General features: G+C 45.2%; 17 protein-coding genes and 1 riboswitch. Of the genes, 5 read left to right on the forward strand and 12 right to left on the reverse strand.

The window, feature by feature from the left end:
* Positions 1-539: 539 nt before the first annotated feature.
* A complete protein-coding gene (locus tag R7Z10_RS21760) occupies positions 540-995 on the forward strand; it encodes an RNA-binding protein (RefSeq protein WP_017636066.1) in 456 nt (151 codons plus the stop codon).
* Here R7Z10_RS21760 and murI read toward each other — a convergent pair.
* Genes murI through btuB form a run of 3 tightly spaced genes read right to left on the reverse strand, consistent with a single transcriptional unit; the run spans position 958 to position 4,380 of the window.
* A complete protein-coding gene (gene murI, locus R7Z10_RS21765) occupies positions 958-1,761 on the reverse strand; it encodes a glutamate racemase (RefSeq protein WP_005389694.1) in 804 nt (267 codons plus the stop codon). The genes R7Z10_RS21760 and murI overlap by 38 nt on opposite strands.
* Before the next feature lie 31 nt (positions 1,762-1,792).
* Positions 1,793-2,485 (reverse strand): ATPase, encoded by a 693-nt coding sequence (locus tag R7Z10_RS21770; protein ID WP_318105931.1) that lies wholly within the window; start codon positions 2,483-2,485, stop codon positions 1,793-1,795.
* Between the two features lie 59 nt (positions 2,486-2,544).
* Positions 2,545-4,380 (reverse strand): TonB-dependent vitamin B12 receptor, encoded by a 1,836-nt coding sequence (gene btuB / locus R7Z10_RS21775; protein ID WP_318105934.1) that lies wholly within the window; start codon positions 4,378-4,380, stop codon positions 2,545-2,547.
* Between the two features lie 55 nt (positions 4,381-4,435).
* Positions 4,436-4,636, reverse strand: a riboswitch (cobalamin riboswitch).
* Between the two features lie 184 nt (positions 4,637-4,820).
* Here btuB and trmA point away from each other — a divergent pair.
* Positions 4,821-5,930: a tRNA (uridine(54)-C5)-methyltransferase TrmA gene (gene trmA, locus R7Z10_RS21780; RefSeq protein ID WP_017636070.1), complete on the forward strand. Its 1,110-nt coding sequence runs from the start codon at positions 4,821-4,823 to the stop codon at positions 5,928-5,930.
* 66 nt (positions 5,931-5,996) lie between these two features.
* Here trmA and R7Z10_RS21785 read toward each other — a convergent pair whose 3' ends face one another.
* Together R7Z10_RS21785 and fabR are read right to left on the reverse strand one after the other, a co-directional pair.
* Positions 5,997-6,362, reverse strand: coding sequence for a YijD family membrane protein (locus R7Z10_RS21785; protein WP_005378634.1), 366 nt, complete (start codon positions 6,360-6,362; stop codon positions 5,997-5,999).
* The gene (gene fabR / locus R7Z10_RS21790) at positions 6,362-7,003 is read right to left on the reverse strand and encodes an HTH-type transcriptional repressor FabR (protein ID WP_005378632.1); all 642 of its coding nucleotides are present in this window, start codon (positions 7,001-7,003) and stop codon (positions 6,362-6,364) included. Before fabR ends, R7Z10_RS21785 begins: the two co-directional genes overlap by 1 nt.
* Positions 7,004-7,266: 263 nt before the next feature.
* Between fabR and sthA the strand changes: the two genes are divergently transcribed.
* Complete coding sequence (gene sthA / locus R7Z10_RS21795; RefSeq protein WP_005389689.1) at positions 7,267-8,697, forward strand: Si-specific NAD(P)(+) transhydrogenase; 1,431 nt, start codon at positions 7,267-7,269, stop codon at positions 8,695-8,697.
* A gap of 57 nt (positions 8,698-8,754) precedes the next feature.
* On the opposite strand, the gene dinF is transcribed toward sthA, so the two are convergent.
* The 3 genes from dinF to lexA form a co-directional block, all read right to left on the reverse strand.
* Positions 8,755-10,104 carry an MATE family efflux transporter DinF gene (dinF, locus tag R7Z10_RS21800; RefSeq protein WP_017821292.1) on the reverse strand — a complete coding sequence of 450 codons (1,350 nt, stop codon included), beginning with the start codon at positions 10,102-10,104 and terminating at the stop codon, positions 8,755-8,757.
* Positions 10,105-10,159: 55 nt separating this feature from the next.
* Entirely contained in the window at positions 10,160-10,954 is a 795-nt protein-coding gene (locus R7Z10_RS21805; protein ID WP_005378679.1) for a class I SAM-dependent methyltransferase, read from the reverse strand.
* 184 nt (positions 10,955-11,138) lie between these two features.
* Positions 11,139-11,759 carry a transcriptional repressor LexA gene (gene lexA / locus R7Z10_RS21810; RefSeq protein ID WP_005378682.1) on the reverse strand — a complete coding sequence of 207 codons (621 nt, stop codon included), beginning with the start codon at positions 11,757-11,759 and terminating at the stop codon, positions 11,139-11,141.
* 368 nt (positions 11,760-12,127) lie between these two features.
* Here lexA and plsB point away from each other — a divergent pair, with 368 nt between their 5' ends.
* A complete protein-coding gene (plsB, locus tag R7Z10_RS21815) occupies positions 12,128-14,554 on the forward strand; it encodes a glycerol-3-phosphate 1-O-acyltransferase PlsB (RefSeq protein ID WP_033907264.1) in 2,427 nt (808 codons plus the stop codon).
* Between the two features lie 64 nt (positions 14,555-14,618).
* On the opposite strand, the gene ubiA is transcribed toward plsB, so the two are convergent.
* Both ubiA and R7Z10_RS21825 read right to left on the reverse strand, forming a co-directional pair.
* On the reverse strand, positions 14,619-15,473 hold the full coding sequence (gene ubiA / locus R7Z10_RS21820) for a 4-hydroxybenzoate octaprenyltransferase (protein ID WP_005378684.1): 855 nt from the start codon (positions 15,471-15,473) through the stop codon (positions 14,619-14,621).
* Positions 15,474-16,013 (reverse strand): chorismate lyase, encoded by a 540-nt coding sequence (locus R7Z10_RS21825; RefSeq protein WP_005378686.1) that lies wholly within the window; start codon positions 16,011-16,013, stop codon positions 15,474-15,476.
* Between the two features lie 161 nt (positions 16,014-16,174).
* Here R7Z10_RS21825 and R7Z10_RS21830 point away from each other — a divergent pair, with 161 nt between their 5' ends.
* On the forward strand, positions 16,175-16,585 hold the full coding sequence (locus tag R7Z10_RS21830) for a flagellar basal body-associated protein FliL (protein WP_005378687.1): 411 nt from the start codon (positions 16,175-16,177) through the stop codon (positions 16,583-16,585).
* Positions 16,586-16,648: 63 nt separating this feature from the next.
* On the opposite strand, the gene glpG is transcribed toward R7Z10_RS21830, so the two are convergent.
* Together glpG and glpE are read right to left on the reverse strand one after the other, a co-directional pair.
* The gene (gene glpG / locus R7Z10_RS21835; RefSeq protein ID WP_017636076.1) at positions 16,649-17,491 is read right to left on the reverse strand and encodes a rhomboid family intramembrane serine protease GlpG; all 843 of its coding nucleotides are present in this window, start codon (positions 17,489-17,491) and stop codon (positions 16,649-16,651) included.
* Positions 17,491-17,811, reverse strand: coding sequence for a thiosulfate sulfurtransferase GlpE (glpE, locus tag R7Z10_RS21840; protein ID WP_005378691.1), 321 nt, complete (start codon positions 17,809-17,811; stop codon positions 17,491-17,493). The genes glpG and glpE overlap by 1 nt, the downstream gene beginning before the upstream one ends.
* Between the last annotated feature and the right edge of the window lie 378 nt (positions 17,812-18,189).

Raw genomic sequence — 18,189 nt, forward strand, 5'->3', positions numbered from 1 at the left:
CTCAATGAATACTGAACATTACATAAGTAATGTTTGAATTGACTGTGCTGAATCCGAAGATTCAATGGTCACTTCGTTTCATTGAAACCTAATTTGATACCGAGGTATCTAATTGGATTATCATCAACGAGTGCCCACACAGATTGATAGGTTCTTATTTTTAAAGAGCTTTTCTAACATTTTCAGCAACTTAGTTGCTCGTCGTTAGGGGGGCGTATCTTACTTCACACCGTGAGAGAGTCAAGCATTTTTTTCAAATTCTTTTTTCTCTCTTCTCGACTTGCTGTGTGACTTTCGTCTCACTCCGTGTCGGTGGATGCGCAGTATAGGGGGTTGAGAAATTAGTACAAGCGTTTTTTGCAAATAAAAAACCAACCGGTCACAAATTATCCAAAAGTGCGATATTTGCATATTTCTTCGTCACATTTGAGACATATCACAGCAATTGGTTGGAAAAACACCAACCATATACGTAAGATTCATGTGTCTATTCTGTTAATGGACAATCGATCTCTTTATCACTATGTGTAGTAATTAAAATGACGTCTAAAAAAAATCTGATTTTATGTGTTGGGCTGGCCATCGTTGGGGGAATCATCTTCTCTCAATTCATCATCCCACCAGCCTTGAGCTTCCTCATTGGTGTTATCGCTACTGCTTTTCTTTTTTCATTTTCTAGCAAAACACCTGTTCTTCAATCTTCGGATCCTGATCCTTCAACTAAAACGCTGTATGTCGGCAACCTTCCTTATAAGGCCAATGAGAGTCATGTTCGCGATTTGTTTGCTGAATATGGACAGGTCTATGCGGTACGCTTAATGAAAGATAAGCGTACTGGAAAAAGAAGAGGGTTTGGTTTTGTAGTGATGGCTGCGGCAGATGCCAAGCCAGCTATCGCTAAACTTAATGAAAAGGAATATATGGAGAGAACGCTAAAAGTGAGAATTGCGAACGATCCTAAACATCCGGATGGTGGTAAACCTGAACAGGATTAAAACCTAGCTTCTTTAAACAAATGTTCAGTGCATCTTCCTGCCAAGGAGTTGCACTGGCATAAATCGACTTACTTCCCTCTTCTGTATCCTCAATTTCATCACTTAATAGCAATGCTTTTACTCGACGTGCAATCGCTGCGCCTGAATCAATTAAAGTAACGTCCCCACCCAAAGCTTGATGAATCTCCTCTTTGATTAAAGGGAAGTGAGTACAACCGAGCACCGCAACATCGACTTTATCGCGAAGGGGAAGCAGGATATTTGTCAGTTCGTCGAGAGAAACGCTGTTGCCCCGCAATTTCTCTTCGGCCATATCTACCAAGCGAGTTGATCCCACCAGCTCAACTGGTTTACCTTGCGCAAAGTCCCGTATTAACTCGTGAGTATATTGGCGTGTTACTGTCGCCGGAGTGGCGATCAGCCCTACTCCTTTTGATGCTAAAAGCGATGCGGGTTTAATCGCAGGGACAACACCAACAACGGGAATCGATAAATTTTCGCGTAAGGAAGGAAGCACTATGGTGCTCGCCGTGTTGCAAGCAATGACAACAATGTCGACTTGGTGTTCTTCGACTAATGAAGAGACCAGTTGGTTAACTCGTGAAATGAGTACAGCCTGATCGAGTTCACCATAAGGGTAAGCCTGATTATCGAATAAGTATAAGTAGTCTAGCTGGGGCAATAGGCGATGTATCTCTTGGAATACAGAAAGGCCACCAACACCGGAGTCAAAAACTAGGACTTTTTTCTTACTTGCTACTCGCACGAGCCTTACCTAAAGAACAGAAACGTTGCGATCATACTGCGTAGATTTGTTTTGGCAATGCTTTAGCATGGTATCTTTGACGGCTGAATCTATCTCCAGATTCTACATCTCGCTTCGTCAACTCGATATGTCCTTGAAAAGATGGCGAAGACGTGACCAATGTGTGAAATTCACCATTTTCCCCACAGGGATCAATTTGACTTGGTAATGACTCTATTAGGGCTTTGTCATACCAGCGACCACACCATTCTGGAGGGAGAACTCTTCCGTCGATGGTGATTAACATCGTTTGAATACCACGCTCTATGATTTCCATCGCTAGTTTTTCGCTGCTCTCCCCTAATAGAGGAAAGACGCATTCCCAGCCAACAGGTTCAATATAGCTGCGTCGGTAATCGGCAATGCCATTACAAAACATATCACCAAATGCGACAGCTTCTATGTTCAGACCACTACTTTGTAATGCATTAACGATGGTCGATTGATAAATGTCGTTACTTGGAAAGATTTCAGGTAGCTCGATAGTAATGAGCGGAAGCGCAAGTAAGTCTGCTTGCATTTGTACGACTTCAAGCGGAGTTGCTTGGAAAGGGACTTCTTTCCCTACGTAAGTCGTGTACAAACCGACAACTTGATAATTTGGATTCTCGTTAAGGCGCTCAAGCGTTAATGTCGAATCTTTACCACTGGACCAACTGATCACCACTCGCTTGGGTTTCTTCATTCGATTTTCCACCACAAAATATTAAAAACCGCCCGAAGGCGGTTTGTGCTCATTCACGATTAGAATTCGTAGCCAACGTTGATATAGTACGCTCGCTCTGCAGCGGGGTAACCTTTTGCCATCTCATACTCTTCATCAAGTAGATTATCGATACGAGCGCTAATAGAGGTCGACTCATTCGGATAGTAAGTCACCGCCGTATCAACCAACGAGTAAGAAGAAAGCGTAATATCTTGTGAAGGCCAAGTGCTGTAATCCACATCTGAACGCTTACCGACGTACTGATAGCTAACCGACCAATCCACTTTATCGAAGCTCACTAAAGCATTCCACTTATACATTTCTTTAGCGCGGCGCTGCAACTGATGCCCTTTATCGTCTTCAGCATCTTTGTAATCTGCACTCAACTGGTGCTGCACAATCCCTGTATCAAACTCAGCAACAAGCTCCACACCTTGGATATGTGTTTCACCATCGACATTCAAATATTTGTATGTGGTTGGATGGTAATCGATAAGATTCGTGATTTTATAGTCATAACCCGTTACGGACCAAAAAACGCCTTGGACATCACCGCTGAATGCTAGCTCCCAAGCATCTGACTCTTCCGGCTTCAGATCTTTCTCACCGTATGTTGGGTCATACTGTTGATATAGGTTTGGAGCCTTAAACGCAGTACCAAAAGAGGCTTTAACCCCAAACTCTGGTACAAACTGGTAACCAGCCGCTAAACTGTAAGTGAACTCACTACCGTATTCTTCGTTATCATCAAGGCGAGCACTGCCCTCGAGCATTGCTTTATCAATACTAGTGGTTGCCATACCAAACAGAGCGCCATTAGTCCGATCAAACGTTTTATTCGCACTCTTGTCTTTATAAGACTCGTTGCGCCAATCAATACCACCAGCCAACGTCGTATTGTTGTTTAGCAAGTAACTGTTGGTCCACTGGACATTTTGCTGCTCAAGTTCATCTTCAGTACCTGAGTGTTTGCCTTTTGCTTGCTCATAGTTCCAAGACTTCTGTTTCTGTGCCGTTACTTGCAGTTCTGACATCACATTATCAGACTGATACTTACCGCCCAGAGTGACAGAAAGATCGTCTTTTTCTGCTTCGTAGTAACCGCGACTGCCGTAGCTGCTGTCATATTGATAAACATTTTCGTAAGCACGTAGGTTACCAAATGCAGACCACTGGTCATTGAAGTTGTGCACGTAACCTAGCAGACCATTCTTTGTATCAAAGCCATGGCGATCGCCGTCATTAACTCCCAGTACAGGACGAACGTTATAACCATCATCACTTTCACTACCAAGCGCGATATTTAGCTGGCCGCTCTCTGTGACTTTAATACCAGATGCCACACTCAATTCCTGGTAATCTAAGCTGCCTAAACCCGCACTTAACTTCGTTCCTTCTTCGTCAGCACGCGCAATGGTGATGATATTGATCACGCCACCAATCGCTTCTGAGCCGTAAAGTGACGCACGCGCACCACGCACGTACTCAATACGTTGAACGTAAGTAAGTGGGATTTGGTTAAAGTCCACAGCGCCCTTCGCTGCTCGTGCAAAACGTACGCCATCAACCAGTACTAAAACTTGGTCGGAACTGGTTCCACGAACAAATAAAGACGCTAACTGACCACGACCACCATTTTGTGAAACTTGAATTCCGGTAAGGCGACGCAATACATCTGGTAGGGTTTTCGCTTGAATGCGATCGATGTCTTGTCGAGTAACTACTTCGACATCTGCCAACGTACGGCTTTCGGCTTGCTCAAAACGGTTTGCAGTAACAACGATGGTTTCGTCAGTGGAGGTTTCTTGGGCCTGTAGATAAGAGACAGGTGAAAGCAGCGATGCCAAAGTGATCGCCAGTGCGGATTTTCTCATTGTATTGTCCTAAATCGCGTAATTCCTTCCGAGCCCTGTCATCATGACAGTCCAGTGCTGTGGCTCAGTTGTTGGCAGGTATTCGGACTCAAGAGCACGGGTGTACCGCCTACTTGCTCGACTTCCCACATAAACTAATGCAGTGTCTGATGAGCGTTCGTTCTCTTTTACCGCTGCGCGTCAGTTCTGGATTCACACCAGATTCCCATTTCAGCCATCTAGATTGCTAGATAGCACCAACTTGAGGCAAATATTATTCAGCTATTGATTATTTGTCCAGCCAATATTGCCCTTAGAAGTTGTAACGTTTTGATTGATTTTGCTTTCTACTCTGCCTGTACGCACTATCTTTAAATCAATTCCAGTACAAAACTGGACATCCTATTGAGATTGAATAAAATCTGCGCTCTTAAATTGAATGCACCATAAAAGGTAAGATCATGGCTACTCTTGATGTAAACCCACAACGCTACCAAGAACAACTGGCTGAAAAAGTCGAACGTCTCACTGATATGTTCGCGCCATACAACGTGCCAGAACTGGAAGTGTTTGAATCACCAGAGCAGCATTACCGTATGCGTGCTGAGTTCCGTGTTTGGCATGAAGGTGAAGACCTGTACTACATCATGTTCAACCAAGAGACTCGTGAGAAATACCGCGTAGACCAATTCCCAGCAGCCAGCCGTCTGATCAACGATTTGATGCCGCTATTGGTTGAAGCGATGAAAGACAACGACTCACTACGTCGTAAACTGTTCCAAGTGGATTTCCTATCGACGCTAAGTGGTGAGATTCTGGTTTCACTCCTTTACCATCGCCAACTTGATGAAGAGTGGATTGAAAACGCGAAAGCCCTTAAACAGCGTTTAAATGATGAAGGCTTCAATCTAAACATCATTGGTCGTGCTCGTAAGATGAAGATTGTCCTAGACCGCGACTACGTGATCGAGAAGCTCGATGTAAATGGTCAAAGCTACATCTACCAACAAGTAGAGAACAGCTTCACTCAGCCGAACGGCAAAGTCGCAGAGAAGATGCTGGAATGGGCGGTCGACTGTACCCAAGAAAGCACTGGTGACCTACTAGAACTTTACTGTGGTAACGGTAACTTCTCGCTGGCGTTGGCACAGAATTTCGACCGCGTACTGGCAACTGAGCTAGCGAAGCCATCTGTGGTATCTGCACAGTACAACATCGCTGCCAATAAGATTGATAACGTACAAATCCTACGTCTATCAGCAGAGGAATTTACTCAAGCGATCGAAGGTAAGCGTGAATTCCGTCGTCTACAAGATGCAGGTGTAGATCTGAAGAGCTACAACTGCAATACGATTTTTGTCGACCCACCACGTGCTGGGATGGATGTCGATACTTGTAAAATGGTGCAAGGTTACGAGCGCATCATGTACATCTCTTGTAACCCTGAGACTCTAAAAGAGAACTTGGACACTCTATGCGAAACACACAACGTAACGCGTTTTGCTCTGTTTGACCAATTCCCTTATACCCACCACATGGAAGCGGGCGTGCTATTGGAACGCAAAGCGTAACCCACCGCGTCAAATACAAAAAAAGCGAGCTCAATGGCTCGCTTTTTTTAATTTGATTCGTTTTGCTTATTCCGCAGAAGTCTTCTTGCTGACAAAACCTAGCTTCTTACCAATCCATGCGAGTAAAATCATTGAAACCATGATCGCAAAGAAGTTTGAGCCTGCTTCTGGGTATTGCGCTTTAATAAACGCAGAGTGACCAAACGCACCTACGAAGAAACACGCCAAGCCAACTAATGGGATATCTTCTGATACCGGATTATTTAGGTACTCTTGGTAAAGAGCTTGTACAGCCAGTACGAGTGCAATCAATGGGAAGATTGAAAACGATACTTCACTCATGGTCAACCATGACAACAAAGCATCACCACACATACCTGCAACCAGTGCCAAAATCAGCGTTTTCTTTTCAGATTTATTTCCATTCGACATTATTCTATCCCGCCTTTTAATCGGTTACGTTCACGTTCTTTGCGATACCAATAGGCCCCTTTGGCTATCATTCGCAATTGCATGATCAATCGCTCGGCGAGTTCATCGCGCTCACGTCGATCTAAATCTAAAGCTTCAGCCCCCGAACTGAAAACCAAAGTCACAGACGCTTCTGCTTGAGTATACGCCTCTTCTCTGGTCACGCCGGTGCTCATTAAATACTCGGTTAATTCTGCCGCAAAATGCTGGATTTCTCGAGCAACAGCGGTACGAAATTCAGCAGAAGTGCCGGAGCGCTCACGCAACAACAAACGAAAAACGTTCGGACTACTTTCAATGAATTCCATAAAGGTTTCGACCGAGGTACGAATTACGCTACCTTCTTTCACAATACGTTGACGCGCCTGACGCATCAGTTGACGTAGTAGCAAACCGCCTTCATCGACCATGGTTAAGCCTAGCTCATCCATATCTTTGAAGTGGCGGTAAAAAGAAGTCGGTGCAATCCCTGCCTCTCGGGCGACTTCTCGCAAGCTAAGGCTGGAAAAGCTGCGATCCGCACTTAACTGACTAAATGCCGCATCGATCAATGATCGACGTGTCTTCTCTTTTTGCTGTGCGCGGATTCCCATCGATTTCATTCTTAACTTGCTCTTTTTCTGTAGGGTACAAGAGCCTCAATATAACGCAATTTGCTCCTACGGAGAAAGATATGTTGCTTCGCTCGCTCTGAGCGCCGAGAACGTTACTATTGGCATGCATCTAATTGCAATGTTCTCGATGCAATTTATAGACATACAACATACCAAATCACCCTTTTGGTCGATTCTGCGTGATCACTTCCACTCTCTAACAGGCATTACGTGTACCAATAGAGTAAATGAGTTAAAATCGCGCTAAAGCAATGTTAAGCAAATATAACAAGGAAGGCATCATGGCGCATGTTAATCACTATGACGTGATCGTAATCGGTAGTGGCCCTGGCGGAGAAGGGGCTGCAATGGGATTAACCAAAGCGGGACTGAATGTTGCCATTGTCGAGAAAGAAAGCAGTGTCGGCGGCGGTTGTACTCACTGGGGTACCATTCCATCAAAAGCACTGCGTCATGCCGTTAGCCGCATCATCGAATTTAATAGCAACCCGCTATTTTGTCGAAACAACACCAGCGTTCATGCAACATTTTCTGACATTTTAGGTCATGCTAAATCGGTCATTGATAAGCAAACTCGACTTCGTCAGGGCTTTTATGACCGTAACTCATGCACACTTTTGTTCGGAACCGCGCGATTTATCGATAACTACTCAATTGCAGTGATGCAAAGCGACGGTACAGAAGAAATCTATTCTGCGGATAAGTTTGTCATCGCGACGGGTTCTCGCCCGTATCAGCCTAACGACGTAGATTTCTTGCATGAGCGCATCTACGACAGTGATTCCATTTTGAGCCTGAAACACGACCCTCGCCATATCATCATTTACGGTGCGGGCGTTATCGGTTGTGAATACGCTTCTATCTTCCGCGGCCTTGGAGTGAAAACCGACCTTATCAATACCCGCGACCGCTTGTTGGAGTTTTTGGATAACGAAGTGTCAGATGCGCTGTCTTACCACTTCTGGAACAGCGGTGTAGTAATTCGTAATGATGAGACCTATGAAAAAATCGAAGGCACAGAAGATGGCGTGATTATTCACCTACAATCTGGCAAGAAGATGAAGGCAGACTGCTTGTTGTATGCGAATGGTCGAACAGGTAACACCGATAAGTTGAATTTGGGTGCAGTGGGTCTGGAAGCGGACTCTCGCGGACAACTAAAAGTAAACCGTAACTACCAAACCGATATCGAACACATTTACGCTGTAGGCGATGTCATCGGTTACCCTAGCCTTGCAAGCGCCGCTTATGACCAAGGGCGATTTGTCGCACAAGCCATTACGAAAGGTCAGGCAGAAAACTACCTGATTGATGATATTCCAACGGGTATCTACACCATCCCAGAGATTAGCTCTGTGGGTAAAACCGAGCAAGAGCTAACAGCTGCGAAAGTACCGTATGAAGTAGGACGCTCTTCGTTCAAGCATCTAGCTCGTGCACAGATCGCAGGGAAAGACATCGGCAGCTTGAAGATATTGTTCCATCGTGAAACCAAAGAAATTTTAGGGATTCACTGCTTTGGCGAACGTGCTGCGGAAATTATCCACATCGGTCAAGCCATTATGGAGCAAAAAGGCTCAGCGAATACCATCGAGTATTTCGTCAATACCACCTTCAACTATCCAACAATGGCCGAAGCGTATCGTGTCGCTGCGTTGAATGGTTTGAACCGCTTGTTCTAATCTATGCTTCTTGATAGCAGACAGAAAAACAGCAGGCTTGGACCTGCTGTTTTTATATCAACATTGTGTTAGGAAGGTATCCTTGTGCCATTGGTAGAGAAAGATAACCCCTAAACCAATACCCCGCATCAACATAAAGCTCATCATTGCAAACCACAGCGCGTGATTTTCCCACTCGGCGAATAAGTAAAAGACAACGAAGAAACTGCTGGTCGCGACAAACATACTATTGCGCATGTCTTTGCCTTTGGTTGCACCGACAAAAATGCCATCCAATAGAAAGCACCACATCGACGCAAGTGGCATCACCACCAGCCAAGGTAGATACACCGCTGCTTGCTGTTGTACCACCTCAATTGAAGTGATCATGGCGATCAACTGCGATCCCGCCAAACCAAAGAGCGCGGTCAGTCCTAAGCAAATAACCAAACTCCAAAAGAAAGTGCCGACAAGCGATGCACTCAATTGTTGCCTATCTTTGGCACCAATCGCCTTCCCGACCATGGCCTCGATTGCGTAAGCAAAGCCATCCATGCCATACGAGATAATCATCAGGAAGCTCATCAGAACCGCATTTGCAGCGACAACCTCATCACCAAAGCTCGCACCTTGGAACGTCATAAAGCTAAAAGCCGCTTGCAGACACAAAGAGCGCAAGAAAATATCGCGATTCAATTTCACGAAGCGCCCTAACCCATGCTGAGTGTCAGCAAGTAATTGCTTGGGTGACGGCAACTGACGTGCTTGCCATGTCTTCCACACGCAGACCAAACCAAACGCCATGCCTGAGTAATCAGCAATCACGGATGCAAGCGCAGCACCTTCAACTTTCCAACCTAAGCCCATCACAAATAACAAATCGAGAGCGATGTTGGTGACATTGGTGATGATCACCATCCACATTGGTGCTTTGGAATTTTGCGTTCCGAGCAGCCACCCCAACAACACAAAATTCATTAGTGCTGCGGGGGCACTCCACACACGGATAGAGAAATATTGCATGCCGTAGTGTTTTACCTCTGCGCTGGCGTCACTCCAGCCAAAGATCAAATCAGCTATCGGGGTATGGGCAATAAGGAAGACTAACGCAAACAGCAGCGCCATAAGTGAGCCTTGCATAAACACCAAGGCAAGTTGCTTTCGGTCTTCACCCCCATAGGACTGCGCCGCCAACCCAGTAGTCGACATACGCAAAAAACCAAGCAGCCAAAACGTCACGCTGATCATGGTGCTGCCCAACGCAACACCACCCAAATACCAAGCGTGGTCTAGATGACCAATCACCGCAGCATCGACCAAACCGAGCAATGGAACAGTAATATTCGACAGCACCATAGGTATCGCTAAAGCTAAGACTTGGCGATGAACTTTTGGGTTAGATAAAGGAGAGAAGATTGAATTTGTCACAGGCACCTCATCAGTAAGATCGACGAGTGTACCTGAGCGCTTAACGACTAGCCAATTACCACTTGATGTGAACGAGGACTGGCGTGAGGCGATGCTTCAACATTGGAATCTTATTAAGCCAACGCTGCCAAGCTTTCCAACGAGAACAGAATCTATCGAATGGCGAGAAAGCTTTCACCCATTGTGCCCATGGTAACCATTGCAATATCTGTGCTGCAGGCGCTTCAAAGCCATGAGCATAACGATCAGAGCCAAGCTTTTGCCCCCACTTGGTTTCCGTTAAATCTCCTGCCAGCACCATACACAGTTCAGCAGAAACAAAATGTCGACCCAAGGTTTGAATAAATTTCGCGACTTGGCGCTCTGTGCAATCGAGCAGTGCCATTTCACATAAAATGAGTACTGGTGCTTGCTCTGGAATGGCTAACGTCTCTAGCCACGACATTTCATCCACACTGCCACAGCGATGTTCATAGCGTTCATTTTTGTGGAACAAGCGCTGACGCCATACCAAATTTTCCGTCACATCCAACTCTATCCAATGGCAGCGTCCATTATCCAAACGATAAAAGCGGGTATCCAGCCCCGCTCCGACATTGATTATCCAAGCATCGGGATACTGCTGTAAGAAGTGACTAACCTGCTGGTCACAAAGCTGAGTCAGCGTCACGTGCAGCAATTGCTTCTGCGCAATATCACCACTCAAACAGTCCGGCGCCATCTTACAGCTCAAACACGCTTTAGCAGCTATCGGATCGTACACCAAGCCATTGTCGACCATGCTTTCACGGCTACGCAATAACAGTGGCTTTAATAAATGGTTAGGAACTTGATGTTTAGACTGAGACATGGGCATTTCCTGCGCCAGAGAGAAAACATAGACATTAATAAAGATGATAATAAATATCAATTACATTATCAAGCTTATAAATTGGTCAAAAAAAACAAGGTTAAGATGATGAGCAAGCTTTTGGAGGAAGTAGAAAAAGAGAAAAGACAAAACAGCCCAGATCAACTGGGCTGCTTAAATACACTTACATCCAATCGGTATTACGAATAATACCAACGGCTAAACCTTCAATCGTAAGGTGCTGAGACGTTAAGTCCACTTGAATTGGGGCAAACTCTTCATTCTCAGCATGCAGTAATATGGTTGAACCTTTGCGCTCCAAACGCTTCACAGTCACATCATCATCAACACGCGCAACGACAACTTGACCGTCTCTCACGTCTTGGGTTTTATGCACCGCGAGCAAATCGCCATCCATAATCCCGATGTCTTTCATACTCTCGCCATTTACACGAAGTAAGAAATCCGCTTGCGGTTTGAACATCGCAGGATCGACTTGGTAGTGCGCCTCTACGTGCTCTTGAGCCAGAATTGGCTCACCCGCTGCAACTTGACCAATCAATGGCAAACCCTGCTCATCATTGGCTGCGTCTTCAAGCAGGATACGAATCCCACGAGAAGCGCCTGGAATAATTTCAATTGCTTGCTTACGAGCAAGCGCTTTTAGGTGTTCCTCTGCGGCATTCGCAGAGCGGAAGCCAAGCTCACGCGCAATCTCTGCACGAGTTGGTGGCATTCCGGTGTCGTCGATTTTACTTTTAATCAAATCGAAGACTTGTTGTTGGCGTGGCGTTAACGGCTTCATGTCTCACCTGTCTTTTTATACAGTTAACTGTGAGTATATCCAGTAAATGCTCAAATGAAAACCCAATTGGTTGTTTTTTAATTTATTTGTGGGGAGCTTTCAGCTTACCAATTAAGTTCATTCTTTATTCGTTTAAAACACCGACTTTTCAGTTAATCAAGTCAAAGCAATAACTTAGGGGTTCGACTAATTTACAGCCAATAAAATTAAAAGGTTTGACCAGTTTCTGGTATCCTTGCAGCGCTTAAATTTTATCGCCTAGGCTTATTTCTATTGCCGTACTCATCTCTTTTTATAGAGAAGACATGCAAAGCGGAAACTGAAATAAGGTTAGGCCTGTTTGAATACCTATTGAGGCTGTGAACTTTATGTCTTCTGGACAATCATTTTCACGTTCATTACTAAAACTACCTTTATCGGTACTGGTAAAGGGCACCGCAATCCCGTCGAACCCGATTGAAGATCTGAACATCGACCTAACTAAACCGATTGTATATGCCCTGCCGTTCCGCTCGAACGTGGATTTGCTGACACTGCAAAAACAAGCCATGAGCCTTGGTCTACCCGACCCGCTCAGCCCGCTGGAAATCAATGGCAAAACGCTGAACCGTTTCGTCTTTATCGCTGCGCGTCCAACTGTGATGAACAACGATAATGATGTCCCAACCGATTCTGTTTCTCTGTTCACTGACTTACTGGAACTGCACAAGCTGGATAGTGAGTTGGATGTTCAAATGATCCCTGCAACCGTGCTTTGGGGTCGTAAGCCAGGTAAAGAAGAGAACCAAAAGCCTTACCTTCAACCGATGAATGGTCCGCAAAAAGCCAAAGCGGTAATGGCGGCGGGACGCGACTGCTTAGTTCGCTTTAGTCCCGTGGTATCTCTGCGTTATATGGCAGACTCCCACGGTACCGACAGCGCAATTGCGCACAAACTGGCTCGCGTGGCGCGTATCCACTTCTCACGCCAGAAACTGGCTGCTTCAGGCCCAAACCTGCCACAACGCCAAGTGTTGTTTGCTCGTTTACTAAAGTCTCCAGCTATTGAACTGGCGATTGCTGACGAAGCCAAGAGCAAAAACATCTCGATTGATAAGGCACGTAAAGAAGCCCACGACATCATGGATGAAATCGCTGCCGACTTCTCCTATAGTCTGGTGAAAAACGGCGACCGCATCCTGAGTTGGTTATGGACAAAACTATACCAAGGTTTGCACATCAATAACGCCTCGACTGTGCGTCGTTTAGCGCAAGACGGCCACGAAATTGTGTACGTTCCTTGTCACCGTAGTCACATGGACTACCTGCTTTTGTCTTATGTTTTATACCATGAAGGCATGGTGCCTCCGCACATTGCGGCAGGCATTAACTTGAACTTCTTCCCGGCCGGTCCTCTTTTCCGTCGTGGTGGGGCGTTCTTTATTCGTCGTAGTTTTAAAGGCAACAAACTGTACTCAACCATTTTCCGTGAGTATCTAGCTGAGCTGTTTGCCAAAGGCTATTCAGTCGAGTACTTCAGTGAGGGTGGTCGTTCACGTACAGGTCGCTTACTGCAAGCGAAAACGGGTATGCTGGCTATGACCATCCAAGCAATGCTACGTGGTCTAAACCGCCCAGTAACACTAGTGCCGGTCTACATCGGTTACGAGCACGTAATGGAAGTAGGCACTTACGCGAAAGAGCTGCGTGGCAAACGCAAAGAGAAAGAAAACGCAGGGCTTGTACTGCGTACTCTGCGTAAACTGCGTAACTTTGGTTTGGGCTATGTGAACTTCGGTGAGCCAATTCAGCTCAACCAATACTTGAACGAGCATGCTCCTGAGTGGACGAAAGACATCGACAGCATGGGTGGTAACAAACCACAATGGATGAATCCTGTGGTCAACGACCTTGCTAATAAGATGATGACGCACATCAATGATGCGGCGGCAGCAAACGCGTTGACCTTGTGTGCAACCGCACTGCTTGCTTCTCGTCAACGTGCACTTTCTCGTGACTCGCTGATCAATCAGATCGAGTGTTACTTAAAGCTACTCAAAAATAACCCGTACTCAAGCACCTCCACTATCCCTACCGAAAGTGCTGAGGAGTTGGTCGATCATGCAATTTCGCTTGATAAGTTCGTGATTGAAACCGATAGCATGGGTGACATCATTTCGCTGGACCGTAGCCAATCGATCCTGATGACTTACTATCGCAACAACATCATTCACTTGTTCGCTCTGCCGTCATTAATTGCCCAAATGCTCATTCGTCAGCGCAACCTTTCGGTAGCCAAGATTCAAGCGAATGTCGCGCAAATCTACCCATTCTTGAAGAAAGAGCTGTTCTTAAGTTACCAAGAAGACGAGTTAGATGAATTGGTCGTTAAAACACTGCATGAATTTGCCGATCAGAAAATGATTAGTCTTGATGGTGATAAGCTAGAGATCAATCAATCGAACAACCAGCCTTTGGTTCTGTTAGGTCGAACGATAACTGAAACGCTGCAACGCTACTCTATCGCGATGAACTTGCTTGTTGCTTACCCTGAACTCGGTAAATCGGACCTAGAGCAGAAGAGCCAAGATATTGCTCAGCGCCTAGGGCGTTTGCACGGTATTAATGCGCCAGAATTCTTCGATAAAGGTGTGTTTACCGCGATGTTCAATACGCTCAAACAGCAAAAATACCTCGATAACGATGGTAACTGTGACACGAAGAAAACGCAGCAATTTGCACGGCTACTGTTCACTCTGCTTTATCCAGAAGTGAAACTGACGATCGAAGAGAGTATTCACCAACTTCGGTCGTAACCGTTTTACCTTCTTCCAATAAGAAAAAAGGCATCCAATCGGATGCCTTTTTCTATTTCTTCGCTTACCAAAATGCGACCAGTAACCCTATCGCTATCACCATGCCAACATAATTGTTGTTAAGGAAAGCCTTAAAGCACAACTCACGCTCACGGTGACGAATTAAGTGCTGCTGATAAACAAACAACGACGCTGCAATCAAAAGGGTCCAGTAGTAACTTTGTCCCAATTGGTAGAACTGCCCTAACCAAACCAACATCGCGAGTGTAATAAGTTGCAACACACCAATAATAAGCTTGTCATGACGACCAAACAGAATTGCCGTCGATTTAATGCCAATCTTTAGATCATCATCTCGGTCTACCATCGCATATTGAGTGTCGTACGCAATGGTCCACAAAGCGTTAATGAGGAACAAAAACCAAACAATCAATGGTAATTCCCCAGTTTGTGCAGCCCACGCCATTGGAATCGCCCAGCTAAAAGCCAAGCCTAAAAATAGCTGTGGAATATGAGTGTAACGCTTCATAAATGGATAGATGAACGCCAACACAATGCCAGCGAAGGATAGCTGAATCGTCAGCGGGTTCATGGTCAGCACTAACAAAAACGAGCTGATACCCAAAACCAAAAATAATCCAATCGCTTCTTTTGCTGTCACTTTCCCTGATGGCAGTGGACGTTGCTTAGTACGCTTTACATGGCCGTCGACTTTGCGATCTGCAAAATCATTAATCACGCACCCCGCACTACGCATTAGGAAAACACCCAATACAAACACGATGAATACATCCCAACTTGGCATCCCTTGGGCTGAGATAATTAGCGCCCAAATCGTTGGCCACATCAGTAACAGTGAACCAATCGGGCGATCCATGCGCATCAGTTGCCAATATGCTTTGGCTTTTTCTGCGGACATTTACACTGTCTCCTTAGCGTAAACTGGTGAATTAGATAAGAATAACTCGGCGACTAGCATCGGTTTGTGATTCATCCACAACCTTGAGCGTCGTGCTAACAAACGTCCTTCTGGTACGGCTACCCATCCCATTTGCAAAGAGTCCCGCTCAACGTTATCTGCGCTAAACACAGTTAGTCCTAATGGGATATCCCCTTGTTGAGCCAAATCATACTGCTGATCAACTAAGGTTGAACGAGGAATCAATGTCCGCCCAATAACCCAGTTATTATTGTCACCGCACAAAATTACCTCTCTCAGTAAGCAATCTTGTTCGGACAATAACTGGCTTTCGTCCTGTTTTAATGTCGCTGCAGTGACGATCTGATTTTGTAGCAATTCTACCGTTAACGCTTGGCAGTGCTGTTTTAAACGACGTGACAAAGACCCTTGCTCTTCAAGCCAGTGCTTGGCAAATTCATTTGGAAATTCGAATTCTTCGGGGTTTTGCCACTCTACTTCCAATAAAGAAGCAAGATAGAGTGATGTTGGCTGATTCATACTAGTATTCAATTGGAGGCTTTATGCGTACAATAAAGCAACAACTTACCGTCCATAGTAATGTATGTAACCGTAAGTTCCGTTATTTGTTATAGACGGCCCATTGTATCAAGACTGAAGCGATTCGAATATCGCGATCCAGAGAAAGAAAAGTTAGAAATATGTACAAACGTTATATAGCCCAAATTATTTTTGCGTTAACCATACTATTCGCCGCACCAAGTTGGGCTGAAACGGAAGAAGCTGGACCTAAGTTGGCATACTTTACCCTAGAGCCTGACCTCACTACTAACTTTTATACCAAAGGCAAAAAGTTAGGTTATGTGCAAGTGCGCATCGACATCATGGTAATGAGTCAACAAGATTTATCAGTTGTTGAGCATCACCAACCTTTGATTCGCGATGCAGTGATTGAATTACTGGGTAAGCAAACAGAAGATACGATTAAGTCCCTGTCTGGCCGAGAAGATCTGCGCAAAACCTTAGTGACGACCCTCAACGAAACGCTTTTGCCTGAAACAGGTAAAACCATCATTGCCGATTTGTTGTTTACAAAATACCTTTATCAATAAACCCAAATCCGTTTTGAACATAAAAAAAGACCGCTCTTAAGCGGTCTTTTCATTTCATCTGCTTTAGGCTTGCTGTTGGTATTTCATCTTGCCTGAATCAAACAGCGCAATCGCCATCCCCGACAGTAGCCCAACTAAGTGAGCGGTGTTTGCAATCGCCATAAATGGCTGCACAAAACCAAGAACTAACCATACCAACATAAAGACGATAATTGGCTTGGGTAGCGTAAGGCCTAAATGTGGCAAGCGGTAACCCAATATCCACAAATAACCAAGCAGTGCATAGACCACGCCAGACAAGCCGCCGAAGTTAGCCCCTTCAACATAGAACTGGCCAGCCCCTGAAAGCGCTGCCGACACCACAAAGAGTTGCAATAGCTTACCGGAACCGAGACGACGTTCGATGTCGCCACCCAACTGCCACCACCATAGTAAGTTAAACACGATGTGAGTTACTGAAAAGTGCAGTAACGCATGACTTAGCCATCGCCACACTTGCCATTGTTGCCCCTCAAAAGCCGGGAAGTGCAACAACTTAAACACGCCATTGCCAAAGCCAAACATTTGTAACAAGTAGATGATGATACAGACTGTCATGATCAGTAAAGTCATGGGGCCAGCTTTCGCTTTGACCATGCTCATGATACTCGGGCTGGAATAATGAAATGTGCTCTTACGAGTATCGGCAACGTCCCACGAGGCGGCGCTGTATTTTGAATCAGACGGGTTAGCAAGGAACAGCTTAAGTTCGGCTTCCGCTTCTATTTCATGCTGGCTATCAGTCAGCCACAGCGCAAATTGCCCATCCCCTTCTGGCATCATTTCGATGTCAATTTGGCGAGAGGCCATATAATCAATAAAGGCTTGCGCCATACGTGGATTATTTAACGTTACCAATCTCTTCATTAACTTCTCACTATCGGTAGTTCTGCTCGATGCCAGGCTTCAAAGCCACCATCTACACTGTACACCTGTTCAAAGCCTTGGTTAACCAAATATTGCGCCGCACCTTGGCTACTAATACCGTGGTAACACATCACTAGAATAGGTTGTTCGAACTCCACTTCATCCATAAACGCAACGATCGTATCGTTAGTTAAGTGATACGCGGACTCCGCATGTGCAACGGCAAACGATTGAGGGTCACGGATATCTACAAGCTTCGCATCACCCTGCTCGAGCAGCGCTTGCGCACCTTGTACATCGATATGCTTAAACTGATCCATTTACTTTCTCATTGTCTTATTAATATACCCAAGCAACCTCGAACCTAACGTACTAATCAGCACCCGTGGTACAGCATAAAATCCATATTTGAAGCTGCTTGGGTATACTGCCGCTATTGTAACCTATCCAACGGCAAACTTAGACACATGGATAATCAGGCTTTTCAAAAGTGTACACATTCCAACCATTTGTGGATAAAGCTGTGAATTGCGTTGATAAAGTGTATTTGGATCTTTTGATCCACAATATGTAGTGATGATCCTGATCTAACTGTGTGTATATCTATAACTATCCCCAGATGGAAAAGTGCTTGAATCCCTTATTTTGTCCGGGTTTCGAACAGTTGATAAATAATTACTTCACAGAGTTATACACAG

It is taken from the genome of Vibrio sp. Vb1018 (genome assembly GCF_033338775.1).
GTDB classification, from domain to species: domain Bacteria; phylum Pseudomonadota; class Gammaproteobacteria; order Enterobacterales; family Vibrionaceae; genus Vibrio; species Vibrio alginolyticus.